This window comes from Roseibium salinum (genome assembly GCF_026240905.1).
GTDB classification, from domain to species: Bacteria; Pseudomonadota; Alphaproteobacteria; order Rhizobiales; family Stappiaceae; genus Roseibium; species Roseibium salinum.
Genome location: NZ_JAPEVI010000003.1, coordinates 1,262,704 through 1,285,367, shown reverse-complemented (window position 1 = coordinate 1,285,367; position 22,664 = coordinate 1,262,704). Strand labels below are relative to the sequence as shown.

General features: G+C 60.7%; 20 protein-coding genes and 2 pseudogenes. 18 read left to right on the top strand and 4 right to left on the bottom strand.

What is annotated here, in order from left to right; all coding sequences use genetic code 11:
• Positions 1-396 precede the first annotated feature (396 nt).
• Positions 397-2,418: an SPOR domain-containing protein gene (locus ON753_RS10490; protein ID WP_265962463.1), complete on the top strand. Its 2,022-nt coding sequence runs from the start codon at positions 397-399 to the stop codon at positions 2,416-2,418.
• Positions 2,419-2,479: 61 nt separating this feature from the next.
• Here ON753_RS10490 and ON753_RS10485 read toward each other — a convergent pair whose 3' ends face one another.
• The gene (locus ON753_RS10485) at positions 2,480-3,397 is read right to left on the bottom strand and encodes a LysR family transcriptional regulator (RefSeq protein WP_265962462.1); all 918 of its coding nucleotides are present in this window, start codon (positions 3,395-3,397) and stop codon (positions 2,480-2,482) included.
• A gap of 138 nt (positions 3,398-3,535) precedes the next feature.
• Here ON753_RS10485 and ON753_RS10480 point away from each other — a divergent pair, with 138 nt between their 5' ends.
• Complete coding sequence (locus ON753_RS10480) at positions 3,536-4,456, top strand: DMT family transporter (RefSeq protein ID WP_265962461.1); 921 nt, start codon at positions 3,536-3,538, stop codon at positions 4,454-4,456.
• A gap of 9 nt (positions 4,457-4,465) precedes the next feature.
• On the opposite strand, the gene ON753_RS10475 is transcribed toward ON753_RS10480, so the two are convergent.
• Positions 4,466-5,479 carry an alpha/beta hydrolase gene (locus tag ON753_RS10475; protein WP_265962460.1) on the bottom strand — a complete coding sequence of 338 codons (1,014 nt, stop codon included), beginning with the start codon at positions 5,477-5,479 and terminating at the stop codon, positions 4,466-4,468.
• A gap of 117 nt (positions 5,480-5,596) precedes the next feature.
• Here ON753_RS10475 and nagZ point away from each other — a divergent pair, with 117 nt between their 5' ends.
• The 11 genes and pseudogenes from nagZ to ON753_RS10420 all read left to right on the top strand — a co-directional run bounded on the left by nagZ (position 5,597) and on the right by ON753_RS10420 (position 15,611).
• Positions 5,597-6,616: a beta-N-acetylhexosaminidase gene (gene nagZ / locus ON753_RS10470; RefSeq protein ID WP_265962459.1), complete on the top strand. Its 1,020-nt coding sequence runs from the start codon at positions 5,597-5,599 to the stop codon at positions 6,614-6,616.
• An 11-nt stretch (positions 6,617-6,627) separates the two neighbouring features.
• Positions 6,628-7,467 carry a segregation and condensation protein A gene (locus ON753_RS10465; RefSeq protein ID WP_265962458.1) on the top strand — a complete coding sequence of 280 codons (840 nt, stop codon included), beginning with the start codon at positions 6,628-6,630 and terminating at the stop codon, positions 7,465-7,467.
• A 70-nt stretch (positions 7,468-7,537) separates the two neighbouring features.
• Entirely contained in the window at positions 7,538-8,164 is a 627-nt protein-coding gene (gene scpB / locus ON753_RS10460) for an SMC-Scp complex subunit ScpB (protein WP_265967122.1), read from the top strand.
• Positions 8,164-9,303 (top strand): ABC transporter ATP-binding protein, encoded by a 1,140-nt coding sequence (locus ON753_RS10455; protein WP_265962457.1) that lies wholly within the window; start codon positions 8,164-8,166, stop codon positions 9,301-9,303. The genes scpB and ON753_RS10455 overlap by 1 nt, the downstream gene beginning before the upstream one ends.
• 128 nt (positions 9,304-9,431) lie before the next feature.
• The gene (locus tag ON753_RS10450; protein ID WP_265962456.1) at positions 9,432-9,656 is read left to right on the top strand and encodes a twin-arginine translocase TatA/TatE family subunit; all 225 of its coding nucleotides are present in this window, start codon (positions 9,432-9,434) and stop codon (positions 9,654-9,656) included.
• Between the two features lie 41 nt (positions 9,657-9,697).
• Positions 9,698-10,131, top strand: a pseudogene (gene tatB, locus ON753_RS26805) (Sec-independent protein translocase protein TatB).
• Positions 10,132-10,147: 16 nt separating this feature from the next.
• Complete coding sequence (tatC, locus tag ON753_RS10440) at positions 10,148-10,948, top strand: twin-arginine translocase subunit TatC (protein WP_265962455.1); 801 nt, start codon at positions 10,148-10,150, stop codon at positions 10,946-10,948.
• A gap of 164 nt (positions 10,949-11,112) precedes the next feature.
• Positions 11,113-12,393: a serine--tRNA ligase gene (gene serS / locus ON753_RS10435; protein WP_265962454.1), complete on the top strand. Its 1,281-nt coding sequence runs from the start codon at positions 11,113-11,115 to the stop codon at positions 12,391-12,393.
• A gap of 159 nt (positions 12,394-12,552) precedes the next feature.
• Positions 12,553-13,311, top strand: a complete 759-nt coding sequence (gene surE, locus ON753_RS10430) for a 5'/3'-nucleotidase SurE (RefSeq protein WP_265962453.1) — start codon at positions 12,553-12,555, stop codon at positions 13,309-13,311.
• Positions 13,312-13,331: 20 nt separating this feature from the next.
• Positions 13,332-14,024 carry a protein-L-isoaspartate(D-aspartate) O-methyltransferase gene (locus ON753_RS10425; protein WP_265962452.1) on the top strand — a complete coding sequence of 231 codons (693 nt, stop codon included), beginning with the start codon at positions 13,332-13,334 and terminating at the stop codon, positions 14,022-14,024.
• Between the two features lie 597 nt (positions 14,025-14,621).
• Positions 14,622-15,611 carry a M23 family metallopeptidase gene (locus ON753_RS10420; RefSeq protein ID WP_265962451.1) on the top strand — a complete coding sequence of 330 codons (990 nt, stop codon included), beginning with the start codon at positions 14,622-14,624 and terminating at the stop codon, positions 15,609-15,611.
• A 111-nt stretch (positions 15,612-15,722) separates the two neighbouring features.
• On the opposite strand, the gene ON753_RS10415 is transcribed toward ON753_RS10420, so the two are convergent.
• Positions 15,723-16,595 (bottom strand): ATP-binding protein, encoded by an 873-nt coding sequence (locus ON753_RS10415; protein WP_265962450.1) that lies wholly within the window; start codon positions 16,593-16,595, stop codon positions 15,723-15,725.
• 235 nt (positions 16,596-16,830) lie between these two features.
• On the opposite strand from ON753_RS10415, the gene yajC reads away from it, so the two are divergent.
• From yajC to ON753_RS10390, 5 genes and pseudogenes are all read left to right on the top strand, one after another.
• A complete protein-coding gene (yajC, locus tag ON753_RS10410; RefSeq protein ID WP_265962449.1) occupies positions 16,831-17,163 on the top strand; it encodes a preprotein translocase subunit YajC in 333 nt (110 codons plus the stop codon).
• A gap of 70 nt (positions 17,164-17,233) precedes the next feature.
• Positions 17,234-18,845: pseudogene (gene secD / locus ON753_RS10405) on the top strand (protein translocase subunit SecD).
• Positions 18,846-18,861: 16 nt separating this feature from the next.
• Complete coding sequence (gene secF, locus ON753_RS10400; protein ID WP_265962448.1) at positions 18,862-19,809, top strand: protein translocase subunit SecF; 948 nt, start codon at positions 18,862-18,864, stop codon at positions 19,807-19,809.
• 51 nt (positions 19,810-19,860) lie between these two features.
• Positions 19,861-20,238 carry an Mth938-like domain-containing protein gene (locus ON753_RS10395; protein WP_265962447.1) on the top strand — a complete coding sequence of 126 codons (378 nt, stop codon included), beginning with the start codon at positions 19,861-19,863 and terminating at the stop codon, positions 20,236-20,238.
• 28 nt (positions 20,239-20,266) lie between these two features.
• Complete coding sequence (locus ON753_RS10390; protein WP_265962446.1) at positions 20,267-21,118, top strand: phytoene/squalene synthase family protein; 852 nt, start codon at positions 20,267-20,269, stop codon at positions 21,116-21,118.
• Between the two features lie 48 nt (positions 21,119-21,166).
• On the opposite strand, the gene trmFO is transcribed toward ON753_RS10390, so the two are convergent.
• The gene (gene trmFO / locus ON753_RS10385; protein WP_265962445.1) at positions 21,167-22,585 is read right to left on the bottom strand and encodes a methylenetetrahydrofolate--tRNA-(uracil(54)-C(5))-methyltransferase (FADH(2)-oxidizing) TrmFO; all 1,419 of its coding nucleotides are present in this window, start codon (positions 22,583-22,585) and stop codon (positions 21,167-21,169) included.
• Positions 22,586-22,664 lie beyond the last annotated feature (79 nt).

The window sequence follows — 22,664 nt, the reverse complement described above, 5'->3', positions numbered from 1 at the left end:
GATCCACTGGTTGAACTGGCGCGTATTGTCCACAAGAACAAGCAATCGGGGGCGCATGTGAGCAGGGGACGAGTCGGCAGTACCGATTATTTTGCTGGACTGGACGATGTTGCCGCGCAACCGCGCACGTCGTCAGAACCTTCCCCGAGGCGTACCGAGCCGACCTTCTCAGAGCCGAGATCGGCCCCGGAAAGTCCGGAACAGGAACGATCAGTCCTGGAAACACCAGCACCGGAAGACACGCTTTCCCGCGGAACCTATGGTGAGGCAGCACCGGCCCGAGACGAGCCGTCGCATCCGGCTCCGAGGCCGCAGGCAGGCATCCCGGCTTCCGGCGGCTTTGCCGCGACCAGCGGTGCGAACGTCTCCTCGCTTTGGCCGAGGCAGACGGAAGTCATGCGCTATCAGACACCGGAGGCACAGTCCCGCGAGCGGTCTGTTGAACCGGAAGCTGAAGCGCCTGCCGCAACGCCGTCGGATGACGGTGTCACGAGGCTGGAGCCGTCAGTCGCGATGGATCTGGAGCAAAATCTGACTGCGGAGCTCGAGGATGAGCTTATCGGAGCCATGCGCCAGTCCGTGCACGAGACGGCCGACGACGCCGGATACGCGGAAGAGAACCAGGAAGTCAGCGTCCCCGCAGAACACGGCGATGTTTTCAGCAGCTATCCGCAAACCGGCCATGACGAGCACGGTTATGGATATGACGCTGCAACTCACCGGGCGCAGGACGGCGAACCGGCTGGCGAGGCAACTTCAATCGATACGGCTCCGTCCAGGTCCGAATATCCCGCTCCTCCGGTTGAGCATGGCGTTTGGCGCGCCAGTGTCGGCGCTGTTCCTCAGCAGCCGCGAGCCGATCAAACCGCTGCTCCCACATCGGCCCCGGGACGTCCACGTCCGACCATCGATGAAAACGATTTTCTCGCTGCACTGAATCCCGGCGAGCCTGACACAGGAGCGGACGACGCAGCTGACATTGAGGATGGCAATCTGGACGGAATTGATTCGCTTTTTGCCGACCTTGATTTTCCGGATCCGGCAAATCGCAAGCCTGCACAGGCATCCGCGCAGCCAGCGGTTCGGAATGAGCGCGTTTCGACGCCCGAAATCGATGACATGACCTGGCCCGCCGCCGCGCGATCCGTCCCCCAGACGGAAGAGGACGAAACGCCTCCGCCACCGGAAGGCTACGACCTTGATGCGGTTGCACGGGCAATGCAGGAAAGCGATCCGAGCCTCAGCGGCGCAGGCGTCCTTCCGCCGCATCCGGCCGCGGAAAGAGCCGCGATTCCGCACGCAGGCCAAAGATCCCGGCGTGGCGTATTCGTGGCTGCGGGCGTTCTCGGCGTTGCCGTCCTGGGCGCGGGTGCGTTCCTGCTGCTGGATGGCGGCTCGGTTGAGGTCCCAAGCGGTCCTCCGCCGGTGATCAGCGGATTGGAAGATCCATTGAAGGTCTATCCTGAAAAGACTGCGGCCGCGAACACCGACAGCCAGACGGCAAAACTGATCTACGACCGCGTCGACGGCTCCACTGGTCCCGAACGTCTGGTCGTTCCCGAGTCGCCAGAACCTGCGGAACTGCCGCCGGCGCCGGTTGAGGCGAACGGCGATGCGGGTCTCGTTCCGGGCTCGCCCAGACAGGTGAGGACGCTGGTCGTCCGGCCGGATGGAACGATCATTTCCGGAGGCGAGCAGCCGGTTCCCGCGACAGATACATCGACGGCGGCACCGCTGACTTCGCCCGGTCCTTCAACAACAGAGGAAGCACCTCGCGTTGTTCCCACGACCCCGGTCGTCACGGAAAATGCGCCGGAAGAGCCGATCTTGCCAGAGTCAGAAGCTACCCCGGCAACGTCTGCCGAAGCGCCTCTGGAGGCTCCCGAGCCCACCGTGACGTCGACCCCTGCGATCGTGACACAACAAACGGCAGAGGATGCGGCAGCCGCATCGGAGCCTCAGGTGAGCGAGCCGGCGGCGCCGGTTCCATCCATTCTACCGCGAAAGAAGCCGGAAGCTCCGGTCCAGATCGCGCGCGCGCCTGAGCAGACGGCCACGCCGGCAGCATCGGCCCAGGAAAACGCGCCCCTCAACCTGACCCAACCAGCCAATGCCCCCGCCGAGACGGCCCCTGCCGGCCAGGCAAGTTCCACGGGCAGCATTCCGTCCGGCACGAATATTGTTCAGGTTACCTCCCAACGGACCGCGCAAGCCGCAAGCGACGCCTATTCCGGTCTTCAGCGCCGGTTCCCGGGCATCCTCGGAAACCGCGAGGCCGTGATCGTCTCCGCCGACTTGGGCGACCGGGGCACGTTCTACCGTGCGCGCATCCCGACGGGATCACGTGATGAAGCGATCTCTCTGTGCGAAAGCCTGAAAGGGGCGGGCGGCGACTGTTTTGTCCGCAGGCAGCCCTGATCACCAGCACTAGCCGAATTCGTTGCGGATTTTGAGGAATGGCCGGAAATTCCGGCCATTTTCATTCTGCGGCAATGACGTTGCCCGGACGCTCGCGGCCGTTCAAGAGGCGTGACATATCCCTGTAGACGCCAGCGATCGCTTCAATTGCCCTGCGCACAGCCGGCTCCCGCCGCAGGTCTCTGTGGACGATGATATGTTCCGGATTGGTGAGTTCCGGCAACGGCCCCGTGATGCCGACGAGATCCGGATGCATATCCGCCATGAAGCACGGAAGCAACGCGAGTCCTGCACCGGCAGCGGTCATGTTCATCAGCGTTGTCATGGTGTTGGTGCGCATCCTGGGCCGGGCGATGTTCCTGTCTTCCATCCATTGGACGTGCGACGGATACCAGAGATCGTCGGGCGCGAAACCCAGCCAGTCATGGGCTTGGAATGTATCCTGCGTCAGTATTTCAGGGCGGCTTCTCAGATAGTCCTTCGATGCATAGACGCCATACGCAAGATCTCCGACCTTGCGGGCAATCAGCGTGTCGGTTTCCGGCAGGCAGTTGCGGATCTGCAGCTCGATGCCGCGGGTCTGGTGATTTGCGTGCAGATGGCTGGAAATGATCTCCAGCTCAACGCCCCGCAGCTTGGCCGTCAGATCGGCAAACCGGTCCGTGAGCACTCTGGCGCGCACTTCATCGACGGCAACCCGCACGACCTTCAGCGAAGCTCCGGCAAGATCGGGAAGAACCCTGGCGGCTGCGTCGGCCTTCTGGCGCATTTCCGCCGCCAGGGGGATAAGCCTGGCGCCGGCTTCCGTTGGTTTCAGGCCGGTCGGTGTCCGGTCGAAGAGCCGCGCACCGATGCGCTCCTCAAAGCCTTTCAGGCGCCGGCTCAATTGCGGCTGGCTGAGGTTCAGCGCCTTGGCCGCGCCGGACAAGGATCTGTGGCGCGCCGCTGCATCGATGAGTTTGAGATCATCCCAGTTCATGCGGACGGTTATACCAATGTGCAAAGATCGGGGCAACGGCATGCGAAAACACATACCCGGCATTGGATTTTGCCGTCTGAACAGAGCGCCCGGTTGCTGCTAATGAAAAGCTGCAGCTCTTCCCTGGAGAAAACGCGAATGCCCCCCATCAACGAGCACATGCGTTCGGAAAACACTCTTTTGGCGCTAGGCCTTGCCGTGGCCGGCATGATGGCATTCACGCCGATATTTGCGGCCGGAAAGATTGCCGATGGCCTGTTGCCGGTCGCCGTTCTGGTCTGGCTGCGGTTTCTGGGAGGCGCGGTAACGATCGTCTCGGTTGCGGCGGTCAGACGGGTGTCGCTCCACAGCCGTGTCAGTTCCTTGTGGAAACTGCATTTGCTGCGGGCGTTCTGCGGGGTCGGCGGCCTGGGAAGCTCAATCTATGCCGCGAGCGTCCTGCCGCTTGCGGATGCGACCGCAATCGGTCTCACCAAGGGGATCATAGCAATCGCGCTGGCGGGGCTGATTCTCAAGGAGGTAATCACCGGCCGACATTGGACAGCGGGCGCGCTCTGCGCTTGCGGCGCCTATCTGGTCGTGCAGTCGGCAGATGCCGGCGGCACCTATGGCGACCACGTTGTCGGCGGGATTGCCGCCGCGCTCATGGCGGCTGCTTTCATGGCCTGCGAGGCTCTCATCATACGCTACCTTGCGCAGCGCGAGAGCACTGTCACCATACTTGCCTATGTGAATGTCTTTGCCGCGGTTCTGTTGACGGGTCCGGTTGTGTGGCTGATCGCGGCACAGGGCATTTCCTTGCAATCGCTGATCGCTTTCGCCTGGCTGGGTCCGCTGGCAATCATCGGTCAGGCGCTCAATATCTCGGCCTACCGGCGGGCAGGGGCCGCAACCCTGGCGCCGGTCTATTACGGTTCGGTGATCCTGTCGGCGGTCTTCGGGTTCGTCTTCTGGGGTGAAGTGCCGGCACCCGCCGCGGCCGTTGGCGCACTCCTGATCATTGCCGGCGGCGCCGTATTGACGCTGCCCAAACCCTTCCGAAGGGCCCGGCCGGCCTGATGAGCCGGACTATTCCGCCAGCTTCCCGACCAGGAACGGCAGGCTTTCGTCCAGGCGATAGTCGATCGAGGAGTGGTTGTCGTTGAATTCCTGATAGACATGTCTGACGCCTGCCGCCTTGAGCTTCCGGTGCAGCCGGCGGGCGCCGTAGACAAGATTGTACTGGTCCACGTCACCGCATTCGATCCATAGCCCCTTCATGGTTTTCAGCGCATCCAGGTAGCGATCGACAATGTGGACCGGATCCCATTCCAGCCACGCATTCCAGCGTTCTTCAATGATCTCGCAGGTTTCCGGGTCGGCCGGCAGGCGAATGCCGCAAAAGACGTCCGGATCGGGATCAGGGTCATAGGTCGCCGCCATGGCCAGGGTCATGAGGTCATGGAGCGAATTGCCGGGATATTTCGGACCCTTTTCGAAATCCTTGACAAAGGCTTCGATCGATCCGGCCTTGGTGATTGCCCTGAGAGCGCTCGGCATTTCCGGCAGATAGCAGAGCTCGAAAGCCATATCGCCGGAATGGCAGGCCGCTGCCGACCAGACGTCGGGATATTTCATCGCATGGATGATGGCGCCGTAACCGCCGGAGGACTTGCCGAAAATGCCGCGCTTGCCTTTCCCGCCACACCGGAACCGGCCCTCGACGACTTCGAGCATTTCCGTCGTCAGCCATGTCCCCCAGGGCCCCATGGCGAGGCTGTCGATATACTGGTTGCCGCCGAGGCGTGTGAAACAATCCGGAAAGGCGACGACGACCGGCGGCAATTCGCCGTCGTGGATGAGGCGGTCGAGGCGTTCCGGAACGTTTTCACCAAAGTTCTTCCAGTTGACATGCGAAGGTCCGCCGGCGGTAAAGCCGACGATATCCACCAATAACGGCAGGTCGCTGCCATCATGCCCGTGCGGCGTATAGACGACGATCTCGCGCGTTTCGCTGTCCCCGAGCCGGTTGCGCCCAAGGATCTCTGATCTATGGGAAATCCGGTGCAGCGTACCGGCCGGAATATCGAGACGTGCGCGCATTGATCTCTCCAATCGTGTCAGCGGCTTGGGCGACTAGATTGCAACATTGACGGATGGGCGCAAGGGCCGCGACCGGCGTTTCTTGACGGGTCCCCCGGCTGCGGCTAAGCCGGAAGGATGACGAAAGCCTTTGTTTCCGGATGCTCCGGCCCGACACTCACTTCCGATGAAATCGCGTTTTTTCGGAATGAATCCCCCTGGGGATTGATCCTGTTCGCAAGGAACATCGAGGCGCCGGAACAGGTGAGGGAACTGACGGCTGCGTTCCGAAGGGCTGTAGGCCGTGAAAATGCACCGGTCCTGGTGGATCAGGAAGGCGGCCGCGTCCAGCGGCTCAAGCCGCCGCACTGGCCCGTTTATCCGGCGCCGAAGCTCTATGGTGACCTTTTTGACCAGGACGCGGACAAGGCGTTGCGGGCGGCGTGGCTCGGTGCCCGTCTGATCGCAAGCGATCTGCGGGAGGTCGGCATAACAGTAGATTGTCTGCCGTGCCTCGACATCCGTTTTCCCGACACCGTTGATGCCATCGGCGACCGGGCGTTTTCCTCTGATCCGGAGGTGGTCGCCAAGCTGGGTCAGGCCATGGTCGATGGGGCGGTCGCGGGCGGCGTGCTGCCGGTGATAAAACACATTCCCGGCCACGGCAGGGCCCGTGTCGACAGCCATTTGGAGCTCCCAAGGGTGGACGCGGACAAATCTTCTTTGGAAAGCGTGGATTTCCGGCCGTTCAAGGCCCTTTCCCACGTGTCATTGGGTATGACGGCCCATATTGTATACGCTGACATCGATGCAGAAACTGCGGGAACGCAGAGCAATAGGGTGATAGAGAACATCATCCGAGGCGAGATCGGATTTGACGGGTGCCTGATGAGCGACGATATCTCGATGAAAGCGCTTGGCGGCAGTTTCGAGGAACGCTCGCGGAAGATCATCGAGGCCGGCTGCGATATCGTCCTGCACTGTAACGGCGATATCGGTGAAATGCGCGACGTTGCAAAGGCTGTGCCGGAGCTTCAGGGTGACGCAAGGCGGCGCTGCGAAAACGCCATGAGTGGACTGCAAACTCCGGCGCCGGGGTTTGGACGCAAAGACGCCCGGGACGAGTTTCAAGCCTTGATCGGCTGGCAGGGCGTTTAACCGGAGCAGGAATGACGGAGTTGGAGAACAACAGGCGGGTAGCGGAAGACGGGTCGTTCGATCTTCTGAGCTCCGTCCCATCAAGTGAAGAGCGGGCCACCTCGGATCCGCAGCTTGTGGTGGACGTGGAGGGCTTCGAAGGACCGCTGGATCTGCTGCTGGGTCTTGCGCGGACGCAGAAGGTCGATCTGACCCGGATCTCCATCCTCGAACTCGTCGAGCAATATCTCCGGTTCGTTGCCGAAGCCCGGCGCATGCGTCTTGAGCTGGCGGCGGACTATCTGGTGATGGCTGCCTGGCTTGCGTATCTGAAATCCAAGCTGCTGTTGCCCGAGCAAAAAGGCGAGGACGAGCCGACCGGTGAAGAACTCGCCGCGGCACTTGCATTCCGGCTGCGCCGCCTGGAAGCCATGCGCGAAGCCTCGGAAAAGCTGATGAACCTGAGCCGGCAGGGCATGCATGTGTTCCACCGCGGTGCGCCGGAGACCATGTCGGTCCAGCACCGCAGCATCTGGGACGCGTCCATCTACGATCTTCTGTCCGCCTATGCCACGCAGCGCCAGCGCCAGTCCGTAACGTCGGTACGCGTGCTGCGTCGCACCGTCTGGTCGCTGCAGGAAGCGCGGGAACTGCTGATCAGGCTGGTCGGCCGCATCAGCGAATGGGCGCCTCTCAATTCCTATCTGCGCGACTACCTCTATGACGACAAGGACTGGACGACGGTCGTCGCCAGCACCTTTTCCGCGAGCCTGGAAATGGTTCGCGAAGGTCATGTTGAGATAAAGCAGGGCGAACCGTTTTCCCCGGTCTATATCCGCTCGATTATCAGGGAAGAGGATCATGGCGTCTGAATCCGGGTTCGCTGAACTGGAGCATCGGGAAGAGAGGGCGTCGAAGCCGGCCGGTTCCGACCCTTCCGGCATGCGCATGATCGAAGCGCTGCTATTTGCCTCGTCCGAGCCGCTCTCGCTTGAAGAGCTGACACAGCGCCTGCCGGAAGGCACGGATGTGCTCGGTCTCCTGGAGGAACTTGAAAAAATCTATGCCCCGCGCGGGGTGAACCTCGTCCGCGTGGCGGGGAAATGGTGCTTCCGCACGGCCGAAGACCTTGCCTATCTGATGCACCGGAATGTGGAAGAGCAGCGCAAGCTCTCGCGTGCCGCGCTCGAAACGCTCGCGATCATCGCCTATCACCAGCCGGTGACCCGCGCGGAGATCGAGGAAATCCGCGGCGTCTCCACGTCCCGGGGCACGCTGGACGTTCTCCTGGAAACCAGCTGGATCCGGATGCGCGGGCGGCGGCGGACGCCGGGCCGTCCCGTCACATACGGCACGACGGAGCAGTTTCTGATCCATTTCGGCATGGAAAGCGTCAAGGACCTTCCCGGACTGGAAGAGCTGAAAGGGGCCGGACTTCTGGACAGCGCGGTTCCCGCTTCCTTCATGGTGCCGACACCAAACGACGAGCTGGCGTTGACGGAGGACGAAGATCCTCTAGAAGACGGTTCACTGTTTGATGAAGACGCAGACGAAACCGCCGAAGAGTGATGTCAAAACAACACAAGACGCCTTTTTCCAATGGCAATGGCCATCAGCTGAGCTGGGGCGCACCGGGAACTGCCGGTGCGACCATCGCTGCCGGCCTGGTGTTCGAAAACGTGTCGCACGACTATGACGGCGTCTCCTCCGTGCAGGACATGAGTCTCGCCATCGCGCCCGGGGAAATTCTGTGCCTTCTCGGCCAGTCCGGATGCGGCAAGACCACCCTGATGCGCATCGCCGCGGGCGTCGAACGTCAGAGCCGGGGCAGGGTTCTGATCAACGGGCGTGAAGTTGCCGGCGATGGCGTTTTCCTGCCGCCGGAAAAGCGCGGCGTCGGACTGATGTTTCAGGACTATGCGCTGTTTCCGCATATGAGCATCCTGGACAATGTCATGTTCGGCCTGACCAACATGCCGAAAAAGGCAGCCCAGATGGCGGCCCTCGGCGCGCTGAGACGGGTGGGGCTTGCCGACTATGCAGCGGACTATCCCCATTCGCTTTCGGGCGGCGAACAGCAGCGCGTCGCACTTGCAAGGGCGCTTGTTCCCCGTCCGGGCATTCTCCTGATGGACGAACCGTTTTCGGGCCTCGACAAGCGACTGCGCGACAGCGTGCGGGACGAGACCCTGGCCGTAATCCGTGAGACGCGGGCGACCTGCATTATCGTCACTCACGACCCGGAAGAGGCGATGCGCATGGGCGACAAGATCGCGCTGATGAGGCACGGCCGTCTGGTGCAGCATGGAACCGCCGCGGAACTCTACAGGGAACCGGTCGACCTGTTCGCGGCCCGGTTCTTTTCCGAACTCAATCAGCTGGAAGGCGTCGTGAGCGATGCGGGAATCGAGACGCCCTTGGGCATACTCTCCGGCGAAGGGCTCAGGAAAGGCGGCAAGGTTGACGTCTGCGTGCGCCCGCAAGGCCTGCTGCTGCACAAGGACGGCCTGTGCGGCGTCTCGGGGCGTATCCGCTCAAGGCGATTTGTCGGCGAGGTCGATTTGCTGACGATTGTCGTCGACGGACTGGACTATCCGTTGCAGGCGCGGGTTCGAGCAGGCAGCCTCTGGGAAAACGGAATGGACGTTTGCGTAACGACGGACCCGAAGGACGTGCTTGTATTTGAGCGCGGCGCGCCCCAAATCTAGGGGGTACAGGGGCGGCTAATCATTCTGTCTAAGAACGGCAATTGGTAAGACCGCGCATATTGCAGGGGCAGACTCCATTCTGTACAAGAGCCGTAGGGCTTTAAAGCCAATTATCAGGAGTTTGGCGTATGGGCATTAGTATTTGGCAGATCTTGATCATCGCGGTGGTGGTGGTTCTGCTGTTCGGACGAGGCAAGATTTCCGAACTTATGGGCGATGTCGCCAAGGGAATCAAAAGCTTCAAAAAAGGCATGGCCGAAGACGAAACGGCCGATTCCGGCAAGACGATCGAGCATCAGTCCAGCGAACCGGCGCCGTCTGCAAAAGCTGAAGACCACTCCAAGGCGGGCTGATCTTCATCTGCATCGCGTCTCCTTAACGGACGAAACATCTCATGTTCGATATCGGCTGGACCGAACTCTTGGTGATCGCCTGCGTGGCGATCATCGTTGTGGGGCCAAAGACCTGCCGCGCATGCTGCGCACGCTTGGGCAGACGATGGGAAAGATGCGGCGCATGTCGCGGGAGTTCCAGTCGACGTTCAACGATGCGCTGCGTGAGGCGGAGCAGGCGGCCGATATCGCCGACATGAAGAAGCAGGTCGAGAGCGTCGGCAACTTCAATCCTCTGGGCGATATCAAGAAGTCGATCGAAGAGGATGCGTCCAAGAGGGCGGACAAGCCGAAGACGAGCAAGGCAGAGCCCGCCCCCAATCCGAACAGACGACAGACACAACAGATACTGCGCCTGCAGAAAAACCGGCCGAAGCGAAGCCTGAGCCGGAACCGGTGGCTGAGACCGCAGCTGAACCAAAAGAGAAGCCGGTGACGGAAGACGTAAAGGCATGAGCCAGGACGATATCGAAGCCTCGAAGGCGCCCCTGATCGAGCATCTGATCGAATTGCGGCAGCGGCTGATGTGGTCGATAGCGGCCGTTCTGGTGATGTTCATCATCTGCTTCTATTTCGCCAACGACATTTTCAACATTCTGGTTCTGCCGTATGAGCGTGCCGCCGGCGCGACCCGGGACATCGAGCTGATCTACACCGCTCCGCAGGAATATTTCTTCACGCAGTTGAAGCTGGCCCTGTTCGGGGCCTTGTTTCTGGCTTTTCCGGTCATTGCCAGCCAGGTCTACATGTTCGTTGCGCCGGGGCTCTACAAGCATGAGCGCGGCGCCTTTCTGCCGTTCCTGATGGCTACCCCCATCCTGTTTCTGATCGGTGCCTGCCTGGTTTATTTCCTGGTCATGCCTATGGCGATGGGGTTCTTCCTGTCGATGGAACAGGCGCCCGAGGCCGGCAAAGCCGCCATTTCGCTGCTGCCGAAGGTGAGCGAATATCTCGGCCTTATCATGCTCCTGATCTTCGCGTTCGGGCTCGTGTTCCAGCTTCCCGTCGTACTGACGCTTCTGGGCCGGGCAGGGCTGGTATCGTCCGACACGCTCAAGCAGAAGCGCAAATATGCCGTCGTCGGTGCATTTGCCGCTGCTGCAATTCTGACTCCTCCCGACCCGATCTCGCAGATCGGTCTTGCGCTGCCTACATTGCTTCTCTACGAAGTCTCCATTCTGTCTGTCAGACTGGTGGAGCGCCGGCGCGCCGAGCGTGACGCGAAACGCGAAGCGGAAGACGCTACGGCCTAGCCGTTATCACACTTCACCGTTTGCCTGACGGAGCCCTGGATCCATCTGCTTTCGTGCGAAAAGCACATGAGAGCAGACTGGAACCGGCCAGATTCCGGATGTTCAACCGAGCGCGTTTGAACATCTGCTGATCTTGTCCAATGCACGCCGTTCGGGAAGTTGAGATGTTTGATATCAGGTGGATTCGTGAAAACGCAGACGCATTCGACAGGGCACTGGCAAAGCGGGGCTATGAAGCCTCGGCGGCCAGGCTGATCGCGCTCGACGATTCCCGCCGCTCCCATATCACCAAATTACAGGAAGCGCAGGAACGGCGGAATGCCGCCTCCAAGGAAATCGGCAAGGCCAAAGGCTCGGGCGATGACGCGCGGGCGCAGGAACTGATCGACGAAGTTGCCAAGATCAAGGCCTTCATTCAGGCGGGCGAAGAGGAAGAACGCAAGCTTGTTGCCGATCTGGAAGCGGCGATGGCGGTCATCCCGAACCTGCCCCTGGACGACGTGCCCGTGGGCGAGGACGAGGATGACAACGTCCGCCTGAAAACCCATGGCGAAAAGCCGGTCTTCCAGTTCAATGAAGCTCCTCGGGAACATTACGAGCTCGGAGAGAAGCTCGGCGGAATGGATTTCGCCACGGCCGCAAGGCAGTCCGGTTCGCGATTTGTCATCCTGAAGGGCCAGATCGCGCGACTGGAGCGCGCGCTCGGCCAGTTCATGATCGACCTGCACACCCAGGAGCACGGCTATACGGAGGTGTCGCCGCCGCTGTTGGTGCACGGTGATCCGCTCTACGGAACCGGGCAGCTGCCGAAATTCGGAGAAGACCTCTTCAAGACGACGACGGATCACTATCTGATCCCGACCGCCGAAGTGCCACTGACCAACCTGGTCAGCGGTGAGATCCTCGCCGAAGATCAGCTTCCACTGCGCGTCACGGCGCTGACCTATTGCTTCCGTTCCGAAGCCGGGTCCGCCGGCCGCGACACGCGCGGCATGCTGCGCCAGCACCAGTTCCAGAAATGCGAACTGGTGTCGATCACCAGACCGGAAGAGTCGCTCGACGAACTTGAGCGGATGCTGGGCTGCGCGGAAAAGGTTTTGCAGAAGCTGGGCCTCCACTACCGGGTGATGACCCTGTGCACCGGCGACATGGGCTTTGGTGCCCGCAAGACCTATGACATAGAGGTCTGGCTGCCCGGGCAGGACGCTTACCGGGAAATTTCGTCCTGCTCGGTCTGCGGCGACTTCCAGGCGCGCCGGATGAACGCGCGCTACCGGCCCGCTGATTCGAAGCAGACCGTTCACGTTCATACCCTGAACGGATCGGGCATAGCGGTCGGACGGGCGCTGATTGCCGTGGTGGAGAACTACCAGAACGGCGACGGCACGATCACCGTACCGGAAGTTCTGCGGCCCTATATGGGCGGATTGGAAAAGATCGGCTAAGAAACGGTCAAGCGGGTTCCGCCGCCATAAAATGGATGGTGAGCGGCTTTTGAGCAGGGGGCAGCTGCAGAATCCTGCCTCCCGCACGCGCACCGCAGCGCCCCGGTCCTTCGGGCGGTCGGATAGATACCAGTACGAATTCAGTGGAGCACGTTTCAGATGCGTATTTTGATCACCAATGACGACGGTATTCAGTCGCCGGGTCTTTGGGCGCTGGAACGCATTGCCCGAACCGTATCGGACGACGTCTGGGTGGTCGCACCGGAAACGGACCAGAGCGGTGTCGCCCATTCCCTGACTTTGAGCGATCCGCTGCGGTTGCGCCAGCTGAACGAGCGCCATTTCGCCTTGAAGGGAACGCCAACGGATTGCGTCATCATGGGAGTGCGAAAGGTTCTGCCGGGCATGCCCGATCTGGTTCTGTCGGGCATTAACCGCGGGCAGAATCTTGCCGAGGACGTGACCTATTCCGGAACCGTGGCCGGCGCGATGGAAGCGGCCATTCTCGGGATCCGGTCCATCGCTGTCTCCCAGGCATGTGACTGGGACGTGTCCCTGGAACCGGATTTTGCCACGGCGGAAGCGCATGCACCTGCGCTGTTCCGCAAACTTCTTGGTTTCAATCTGCAGCCCTATACGTTGCTCAACATCAATTTTCCCGCATGCGCCGCCGATGACGTGAAGGGCATAAAGGTTACCGTCCAGGGGCATCACGAACAAAGCGGACTTTCCATCGACGAGCGGAAAGACGGTCGCGGCTATCCCTATTTCTGGCTGCGTTTCCACGACCGGGGCAAATCCGTTCTTGAAAATTCAGATCTTCAGGCGATCGCTGATGGATATGTTTCCATTTCGCCGTTACGCATAGATTTGACAGCTCATGACCTGGTGAGTCGCCTGGCAGGGGCGCTTCAGTAAATCCCGGAAGGGGGCGGCAGATGGCCGGCCAGAAGCCCGGCGCGGAAGAGACACAGCAACATTCGGCCTTACCGGACGAGGCAGAGGCGCGCGCAGCGCTTGTCCTCGGCTTGCGCCGGCGCGGTGTCAGCGCGCGCAATGTCCTGTCCGCGATAGAACATGTTCCCAGGCGGCTGTTTCTGTCGGCCCGCCATCATGGCCTGGCCTATGAGGACGCCGCATTGCCGATTGAATGCGGACAAATCGTCTCCGCACCGTCCCTGATCGCCTTCACGGTCCAGGCGCTGGCGATCGAAGCCGAGCATACGGTTCTCGAAATTGGGACGGGGTCCGGCTACCAGGCTGCGGTCATGGCGCACCTGTCACACCGGGTTGAGACGCTTGACCGATTCGCCACGCTGGTCGACCTGGCCGGCCGCAGGTTCTCTGCCCTCAAACTGCTGAATGTGACGGCCCGGCAGGTCGACGGCATGTACGGCTTCAAACAAAAGGCCCCCTATGACCGGATCGTGGTGACGGCAGCCGTCGAATCGGTTCCCGATGCGTGGGTGGAACAACTCAAACCCGGGGGCGTGCTGATTGCCCCGGTGGGACTACCCAAACAGCCGCAGTCTCTGATCCGGTTTCAGAAAACGGACAATGTCATGACCGCCGAAACCCTGATGAGCGTCCGGACAGTCATGCTGCAACCGGGCCTTGCGAAAAAACTGTAAATTGCAGGAAATATCGCAGATTGCAGGGGCTGTTCCGTGACCTGGATCCCGCCGGAATTTACCTTGATCGTCTCTGTGCAGATCTGCACGGCTGCACGCAATTCAGGCGAACTGGGGCTTCTTCCCGAAAACTCTCCCCGGTCTTTAGCCTTTATAAACCTTACTGGCGTCTACTCTTAACCATAACAGCCATTGTTAGCGGTTAGAGTTGAAGACGATGATGAAGCGGATGCGTACCCTCCGCAGGGATCTGTTGGGCAAAGTGGCGACTGTCTCACTGGTTGCTGTGACTGTCACCGGATGTTCCAGCGCGGTCGAGCGGTTTGGCAGTTCTCCCTACTATACGGGAAGCACTGAGAATCAGCGCGAAATCCTCAGCGGCACGCCAAGGCAGCCGACCTATCAGGATATCGCCCGCGGACCGGGGGGACCGAGGCCGGATTGCCTCAATCTTCCTCTCAGCCGTTGACGACCGGGTCAATCCCCAATCGAAACTCGACGATCGAGTCGGCGCCATTACCTGCGCCAAGCGGTTCATTCGGCAATTCACAGCCAGCGCCGGCAACTTCAACGGTTGCGACCTTGCCGGCACCAGAAGTGAGCCAGGCTCAGGATGTTGCGAGCGCGAAAAGCTGGAAGGGCTGGACGTCTGCCGGCGGGACGAGGGTACAGGTTCGCCAGGGTGACGATCTGAATTCCATCGCACGCCGCTACGGCGTACCGGTACAGGCGCTCACGACTGTCAACGGTATCGACGATCCGAAAGCCGTTCGGCCGGGCCAGAGCATCATCGTCCCTACCTATAGCTATGCAGACAACAGTGGCGCAACGAGGAATGCGGCAGGCAACAGCCAGCCGATTGTCACCGCATCCGTTGGCCGTCCGGGGCGCAAGCCCGGCGAGCAGCCGAGTTTCAACGATGTCGATCGTGGAGCGGTCGCCGAGTCGGATGCCAATCTCGTTCAGGTCAGCGCGTTGCCGAAACGCAAACCGGGCGATGTCGACGGAACCTTCACGACTGCATCGGTCTCTCGGACGGATCCGGCGCCGACCCGCCAGCCTGCCAATCAGTCGACTGGCAACACGCAGTCGGGCACGGTCGACAAGGATTCGCTGCCCGCCCCCGCCCTGACGCAGGAAGCAGCTCCGTCCGAGCCGATCAAGACGCCGGTCGTTGCAAGCATCAAAGAAGACACCGACGTCTCCACCGGGCAGTTCCGCTGGCCCGTCCAGGGGCGCATCATTTCGGAGTTCGGCGCAAAGCCGGGCGGCGGAAAGAACGAGGGTGTCAACCTGGCTGTGCCCGAAGGCACGCCGGTCAAGGCCGCGGATGACGGTACAGTGATCTATTCCGGCAACGAGCTGAAAGGGTACGGCAACCTGATTCTGCTCCGCCACAGCCAGGGCTGGGTGTCCGCTTACGCTCACAACAGCGAACTGAAGGTCAAACGTGGTGACACGGTGCGCCGGGGTGATGTCGTCGGGCTTGCCGGGGCAACCGGGTCGGTGAATCAGCCGCAGCTGCACTTCGAGCTTCGGCAGGGCAACAAACCGGTCGATCCACTCAAATACATGCCCCGGCGCTGAGAGACGGGTCAAACCGCTTACGACTGCAAAACCCGGTTTCCTGCCGGGTTTTCGTATTTCAGACCCACATGTGGTCCTGCTGGCGCATCTGGACCCCGGACGCACCAAGCACTATGAAAGACTTTTCCCGAGCCGCCCCGCCAGATCCTGAATGAACTGGAACGCCACACGTCCGGACCGGCTGCCGCGGGTGGTGGCCCATTCCAATGCCTTTGCCCGCATCTCGTCTTCCGCGATCTCCAGGCCGTAATGGGCCGCATAGCCGCGCACCATCTCCAGGTAATCGTCCTGGCTGCATTTGTGGAACCCGAGCCAGAGACCGAAGCGATCGGAGAGGGAAACCTTTTCTTCGACGGCCTCGGCCGGATTGATCGCGGTCGAGCGCTCGTTTTCAATCATGTCGCGGGGAAGAAGATGCCGGCGGTTCGAGGTCGCATAGAAGATGACGTTGTCCGGACGGCCTTCGATCCCGCCCTCCAGTACGGCCTTGAGCGATTTGTAGGAGGTATCGTCGTTGTCGAAACTGAGATCGTCGCAGAAGACGATGAATCGGTAGGGTGCGGACCGGATCGCGGACATGAGTTTGGGCAGGGATTCGATGTCCTCGCGGTGAATCTCGATGAGTTTCAATCCGGCAGAGCCCGTTTCCTGATTGACGGCCGCGTGCGCCGCCTTGACCAGTGACGATTTCCCCATGCCGCGCGCGCCCCACAGGAGCGCATTATTGGCGGGAAGGCCTTTGGCAAACCTGCGGGTGTTGTCGAGCAGGAGATCCCGCACGTGGGAAACCGCGCAAAGCAGCGTTATGTCGACGCGGTTCACCTTTTCGACGGGATGCAGTTCACCAGGCACCGGCACCCAGACAAAGGCATCCGCAGCGATCCAGTCGGGTTCTTGCGCCGCCGCCGGAACCGCACGGCTGATCAACTCGATCAGGGAATCGAGCTTGGCGTTCAACGCGGCGAGGTCTTTTTGCGCGCTCATTATTCTTGCAACCCCTGTCGAAAAAGCCCATTTGAGGCCCTGATGAAAGCTTCCGGAGGAGTAACACGGCGAATAAATCTCGAAAACGTCTGTTATTCCGATACCGGTACGCCGGAAACCGCTTGCAAAGCTTGAAATGAGATGCGCCGCAGTTATAGTCCGCGCGACCAGAATTAGAGCGTTGATGCAACAGGCTTGAAGCCTAACCCGCAAAGACGCCCCTTAGGAGAATTGAATGTTTATCACCCCAGCATACGCACAGACCGGCGGAATCGCAGGTCCGGATTTCCTGATGTCACTGCTTCCTTTTGTGGCCATCTTCGCGATCATGTATTTCCTGATCATCCGGCCGCAGCGCCAGCGGATGAAGCAACATCAGGAGATGGTTGCCAACGTGCGCCGGGGGGACACGATCGTGACGACGGGTGGTCTGATCGGAAAGGTATCCAAGGTCGTGGATGATGGCGAGCTTCAGGTTGAACTCGCTGAAGGGGTCAAGGTCCGCCTGGTGCGTTCCATGGTGCAGGACGTGCGCTCCAAGTCCGAGCCTGCAAAAGACAACGCGTGAACCTGCCGACGCCGTTTGATGATTCCGCCGGGCCGGTTCCTTCCGGCCTGGCAGCTTTTAAGGCTTGACCATGCTCTATTTCGCTCGCTGGAAAATCGCTCTGATCGTGCTTGTGGTTGCCGCCGGCATCATCACGACGTTGCCGAATTTCTTCTCCGCCAAACAAGTCGAAAGCTGGCCGGACTTTCTGCCCACGAACCAACTGGTTCTGGGGCTTGATCTCCAGGGCGGCGCCTATCTGCTCTATGAAATCGACAAGCAGGATTACATTCAAAAGCGCATGAAGGCGCTGGTGAGCGACATCAGGACGAGATCTTCGCGAAGACCCGCGCATCGGCTATACCGGCCTTGGCGTACAGGGCGATGCGGCACAAGTGCGTATCCGGGATCTCACCCGGCTGGCGGACGCCGAAGAGCGGCTTCAGCCGCTGGTCAATCCCCTGGCGTCCAGTCTCTTTGGCGGGCAGCCGGTCGACGAGTTCGAAATGACGGCGACCGATGACGGGCTTATCCGCTTCACCTATACCGAGCAGGGCCTGGACGATCGCATGGCGTCCATCGTGCAGCAATCGATCGAGGTTATCCGCCGCCGCGTCGACGAACTCGGCACGACGGAACCGAACATTCAGCGCCAGGGCACGGAGCGCATTCTCGTGGAAGCGCCGGGTGAAGATGATCCCGAGCGCCTGAAGGACCTCATCGGCCAGACGGCGCAGCTCACGTTCCACATGGTCGACACATCCATGTCTGCCCAGCAGGCGATGGAAAATCGCCCGCCGGTCGGAACGGTCGTGATGATGTCGCTGGATGAGCCGCCGATCCCGTATCTTCTCGAGGAAACGCCGCTGCTTTCAGGCGAGGATCTCGTCGATGCACAGGTCAGCTTTGACCAGCGCTCCAACGAACCGGTCGTGAATTTCCGCTTCAACCAATCGGGTGCACGCAGGTTTGCCCAGATCACGCAGGAAAACGTCAATCGCGCATTCGCGATCGTGCTCGACGAAGAGGTGATTTCAGCTCCGGTCATCCGCGAGCCGATTACCGGCGGTTCCGGTCAGATTTCCGGCAGCTTCACCGTGAAAGGCGCCAACGACCTGGCCGTGCTTCTGCGCGCGGGTGCCTTGCCGGCCAAGCTTACAGTTATCGAGGAACGCTCCATCGGCCCGGGTCTCGGCGCCGACTCCATCGAGGCGGGCAAACTGGCGTCCCTCATCGGCAGTGCCGCCGTGATCATCTTCATGGTCCTGGCCTACGGCCGCTTCGGGGTCATTGCGGACGTGGCCCTCGCGGCAAACCTCGTGCTGATCTTCGGAGCCCTGACGACCCTTCAGGCGACGCTGACCCTGCCTGGTATTGCCGGTATCGTGCTCACTGTCGGCATGGCCGTTGACGCCAACGTGCTGATCTTCGAAAGGATACGGGAGGAGGCAAGAGCCGGACGATCGCCGATCTCGGCGATCGATGCGGGTTTCAGTCGTGCGCTTGGTACGATCCTGGACGCCAACATCACAACTCTGATTGCTGCGGTCATCCTGTTCCAGCTCGGTTCTGGCCCCGTTCGCGGGTTTGCCGTGACACTGGCGATCGGGATTCTCACGACCGTTTTCTCTGCCTTTACGTTCAGCAGACTGCTGGTGGCTCTTTGGATCCGTCGCCGCCGTCCGTCCACGTTGCCGATCTGATCCGGGAGAATAACCAATGTTGCTGAGACTCGTTCCGGACAACACGAATGTCCAGTTCATGTGGCTGCGCAAGGCGAGCTTTCCGCTGTCCGTCCTGCTGATCATCGCCTCGCTGGCGGGCTTCTTCATGGTTGGGCTGAACTATGGCATCGACTTCAAGGGCGGCACGATCATCGAGATCAAGACCGATGGCCCGGCCGATGTCGGCACTATCCGCTCCGAACTGTCATCACTCAATCTCGGCGATATTCAGGTTCAGGAATTCGGCGAGCCCGATACCATCCTGATCCGCGTGGAAGAACAACCCGGCGGGGAACTGGCACAACAAACCGTCGTCGCCAACGTCAGGACCATATTCGAAGATCAGGATGTGGATTTCCGCAGGGTGGAGGTTGTCGGGCCCCGCGTTTCGGGCGAACTGGCAAGGGCAGGGGCAACGGCCGTTGCGGCAACGCTGATTGCGATCCTGTTCTATATCTGGTTCCGCTTCGAATGGCAGTTTGCCGTCGGCGCAATTCTGACCACGGCAAACGACGTCGTTATAACCGTCGGTCTGTTTGTCCTGCTGCAGCTGGATTTCTCTCTGTCAAGCATCGCCGCGGTTCTGACCATCATCGGCTATTCGCTCAACGACACAGTCGTGGTTTATGATCGCATCCGCGAGAATCTGCGCAAATACAAGAAGCGGCCATTGACCGAGGTATTGGACCTGTCGATCAACCAGACACTGGCACGCACGACAATGACCTCGGTGACCACGCTTCTGGCGCTGATTGCGCTCTACGTTTTCGGCGGCGAGGTCATTCAGTCCTTCACCCTGGCGATGATCTTCGGCATCGTGATCGGTACTTTCTCGTCGATCTTCCTGGCGGCACCGTTCCTGATCCTGTTCAACCTTCGTGCGGAATCCATGTCGAAGGATGGCGACGGCGAAAAGGGCGGTGACGCCAAGGCAACGGTCTGAAGCGTCATGCGTTGACCTGCCAACGGGCGCTTTGGCAGCAAGGAAGTCCTCATGGAAATCAGGGATGCACATTTCCCGGGCCGGGCGCCGGTTGATGCCTATGGCGATGGCGGCTTCCGGTTCGCTCAAATGTCTCACAGAGGCTCGCTTCTGTGCGTTCCGAGCGGGATCTACGGCTGGAATCTCGCCGATCCATCTGAATTCTCCCTGGACGCCTTTGCCACGGTGTTCGAGGAACAGGCGGACATCGAGGTGCTGCTCATCGGCACCGGCACGGACCTGCGGCCGATACCGGCGGAACTGAAAGAAAGATTTCGCGAGGCCGGAATCCTGGCGGATCCGATGGCCACGGGAGCGGCAGTGCGCACGTTCAATGTTCTTCTTTCGGAGAACAGGGCGGTTGCTGCGGCATTGCTGGCTGTAGACTAAGAGCCTGACGCGGGCCATATGGGCGCTTATGACCACCGACTTTGACCATGCCGCCGATGTGGTGCGCCAGTTCGACAGGGACCGCTATCTGAGCGCGCTTCTGTTGCCGGAGAGCCTCCGGCCGGGAGTAATGGCACTCTATGCGTTCAGTGCGGAAATTGCCCGTATCCGGGAGCTCGTGTCCGAACCTCTTCCGGGGGAAGTGCGCCTGCAATGGTGGCGGGACCTCCTGGAGGGCACCGAGCATGGCGCCGCAGCGGCCAATCCGGTTGCCAACGCGCTTCTGCAAACCATCGAGACCTACAGGCTGCCAAGGCAAGGCCTGGTTTCGATGATCGACGCCAGGGTCTTCGATCTCTACAACGACCCGATGCCGAGCCTCAACGATCTGGAGGGCTATGCCGGTGAAACGGCCTCCAGCCTCTTTCAGCTCGTGTGCCTCGTGCTCAACGATGGCAAGGAAGCTGACACAGCGACTGCCGCGGGCCACGCCGGTGTCGCTTATTCTCTGACAGGGCTGATGCGAGCCCTGCCATGGCATGCTTCCCGGCAGCAGATATATGTGCCCGCGGATATCCAGGGCCGCCACAATCTCGATCCGGAAACCGTGTTCCGGGGCCTAACGACGCCGGAACTGAAAGCCGCCCTGGCCGAAATGTGCGGACACGTCCGCCATCACCTAACCCGTGTCAAGAAGGCAGCCACGGACGTGCCGCACAACTGCCAGCCGGCTTTTCTGCCCCTGGTGCTGGTGCGGCCATTCCTGGAAAAGCTGGAAGCCCCCGATTTCGACCCACTGCAGCAGACGGCGGAAATCTCGCAGCTGCGCCGCCAATGGATCCTGTGGCGGGCATCCGGCAGGGTTTTTGACAGGCTCTGAAAAGGACCAGCAGTGGCGAATGCTGCCCAGCCGCCGGCTGGTGGCCCGTTATTCGGCAGCGGCCTTCTGAAGTCCCTGACCTGACAGCCACTTTGAAAAATCGTCCTTGGCCCGGTTGGTCATTGCGAGTTTCTTCGCCCTGGCCTTGTCCTTTCCCTTCAGCCGCTTGCCGTTCTCGTCCTTGTTCGGTGCTTCGACGGGCGGAAACAGGCCGAAATTGACGTTCATCGGCTGGAAGGAGCCGGGCTTGCCCGCACCGTCTTCCCGGGTGATATGCCCGCCGGTAATGTGACCCAGAAGAGCGCCGATCGCGGTAGTCTGGGGAGGCGAGACAATCTCCTGTCCGCGGGCTTCCATCACGGCGAAAAGTCCGGCCATGCAGCCGACACTGGCCGACTCCACATAGCCCTCACAGCCGGTGATCTGACCGGCAAAGCGCAGGCGCGGATCCGCCTTGAGCCGCAAAGTGTCATCGAGGACCTTGGGAGAGTTCAGGAACGTATTGCGGTGCAGGCCGCCAAGCCGCGCGAACTGGGCGTTTTCCAGGCCCGGAATCATACGAAAGATGTCCGCCTGCGCGCCGTATTTCAGTTTCGTCTGAAAACCGACCATGTTGTAGAGCGTTCCGAGCGCATTGTCCTGGCGAAGCTGAACCACCGCATAGGCTTTGACGTCAGGATTGTGAGCGTTGGTCAGGCCCATCGGCTTCATGGGACCATGGCGCAAGGTTTCCCTTCCACGCGCCGCCATCACTTCTATGGGCAGGCAACCGTCGAAATAGGGCGTGTCGGCTTCCCATTCCTTGAAGTCCGCTGTCTCCCCACCAAGCAAAGCATCGATGAATGCCTCATATTGCTCCCTGTCCATGGGGCAATTGAGATAGTCCTTGCCTGTGCCTCCTGGGCCGACCTTGTCATAGCGTGACTGGAACCACGCCTTGGAGAGATCGATCGACTCGAAATGCACGATCGGAGCGATCGCGTCGAAAAAGGCGAGGGCATCCTCTCCGCTCTTTTCCAGAATGGAGTTCGAAAGTGAAGGAGACGTCAGAGGCCCGGTTGCGATAATGACCTTTTCCCAGTCCGCCGGAGGGAAGCCGGCGATTTCCTCGCGTTCAATGCGGATCCGGGGATGGTTTTCCAATGCACGTGTGACAGCCTGGGAAAACCCTTCGCGGTCTACTGCCAGGGCACTGCCCGCGGGCACCTGGTTGGCATCCGCGCTGGACATGATCAAAGAGCCAAGCTGGCGCAATTCGTAATGGATGAGGCCGACCGCGTTCTGTTCGGAATCGTCGGACCGGAACGAGTTGGAGCACACGAGTTCAGCCAGGCCATCGCTCTGGTGGGCATCGGTCTTACGCACGGGGCGCATTTCGTGCAACACAACGTCCAGACCGGCCTGTGCGATTTGCCATGCGGCTTCGGACCCTGCCAGGCCGCCGCCGATTACATGGATGGGGGTCATTTTGCGTCCTTGGAAGCTGTCCGGCGTCTCAAGCGGCGTGCGCGCCGCAAGACCTGACCGGATACTGCGTTTGCCCCTG

Excerpts from the sequence above, each read along its gene's own strand:
- ON753_RS10490 (WP_265962463.1), top strand. The coding sequence starts at position 397 with ATGCGCTATCAGACACCGGAGGCACAGTCCCGCGAGCGGTCTGTTGAA.
- ON753_RS10475 (WP_265962460.1), bottom strand. The coding sequence starts at position 5,479 with ATGCGCGCACGTCTCGATATTCCGGCCGGTACGCTGCACCGGATTTCC.
- ON753_RS10425 (WP_265962452.1), top strand. The coding sequence starts at position 13,332 with ATGGCCGGCCAGAAGCCCGGCGCGGAAGAGACACAGCAACATTCGGCC.
- serS (WP_265962454.1), top strand. The coding sequence starts at position 11,113 with ATGTTTGATATCAGGTGGATTCGTGAAAACGCAGACGCATTCGACAGG.
- ON753_RS10485 (WP_265962462.1), bottom strand. The coding sequence starts at position 3,397 with ATGAACTGGGATGATCTCAAACTCATCGATGCAGCGGCGCGCCACAGA.
- ON753_RS10450 (WP_265962456.1), top strand. The coding sequence starts at position 9,432 with ATGGGCATTAGTATTTGGCAGATCTTGATCATCGCGGTGGTGGTGGTT.
- secF (WP_265962448.1), top strand. The coding sequence starts at position 18,862 with ATGTTGCTGAGACTCGTTCCGGACAACACGAATGTCCAGTTCATGTGG.
- ON753_RS10455 (WP_265962457.1), top strand. The coding sequence starts at position 8,164 with ATGTCAAAACAACACAAGACGCCTTTTTCCAATGGCAATGGCCATCAG.
- ON753_RS10390 (WP_265962446.1), top strand. The coding sequence starts at position 20,267 with ATGACCACCGACTTTGACCATGCCGCCGATGTGGTGCGCCAGTTCGAC.
- yajC (WP_265962449.1), top strand. The coding sequence starts at position 16,831 with ATGTTTATCACCCCAGCATACGCACAGACCGGCGGAATCGCAGGTCCG.
- ON753_RS10415 (WP_265962450.1), bottom strand. The coding sequence starts at position 16,595 with ATGAGCGCGCAAAAAGACCTCGCCGCGTTGAACGCCAAGCTCGATTCC.
- ON753_RS10465 (WP_265962458.1), top strand. The coding sequence starts at position 6,628 with ATGACGGAGTTGGAGAACAACAGGCGGGTAGCGGAAGACGGGTCGTTC.
- trmFO (WP_265962445.1), bottom strand. The coding sequence starts at position 22,585 with ATGACCCCCATCCATGTAATCGGCGGCGGCCTGGCAGGGTCCGAAGCC.
- nagZ (WP_265962459.1), top strand. The coding sequence starts at position 5,597 with ATGACGAAAGCCTTTGTTTCCGGATGCTCCGGCCCGACACTCACTTCC.
- scpB (WP_265967122.1), top strand. The coding sequence starts at position 7,538 with ATGCGCATGATCGAAGCGCTGCTATTTGCCTCGTCCGAGCCGCTCTCG.
- ON753_RS10395 (WP_265962447.1), top strand. The coding sequence starts at position 19,861 with ATGGAAATCAGGGATGCACATTTCCCGGGCCGGGCGCCGGTTGATGCC.
- surE (WP_265962453.1), top strand. The coding sequence starts at position 12,553 with ATGCGTATTTTGATCACCAATGACGACGGTATTCAGTCGCCGGGTCTT.
- ON753_RS10480 (WP_265962461.1), top strand. The coding sequence starts at position 3,536 with ATGCCCCCCATCAACGAGCACATGCGTTCGGAAAACACTCTTTTGGCG.
- tatC (WP_265962455.1), top strand. The coding sequence starts at position 10,148 with ATGAGCCAGGACGATATCGAAGCCTCGAAGGCGCCCCTGATCGAGCAT.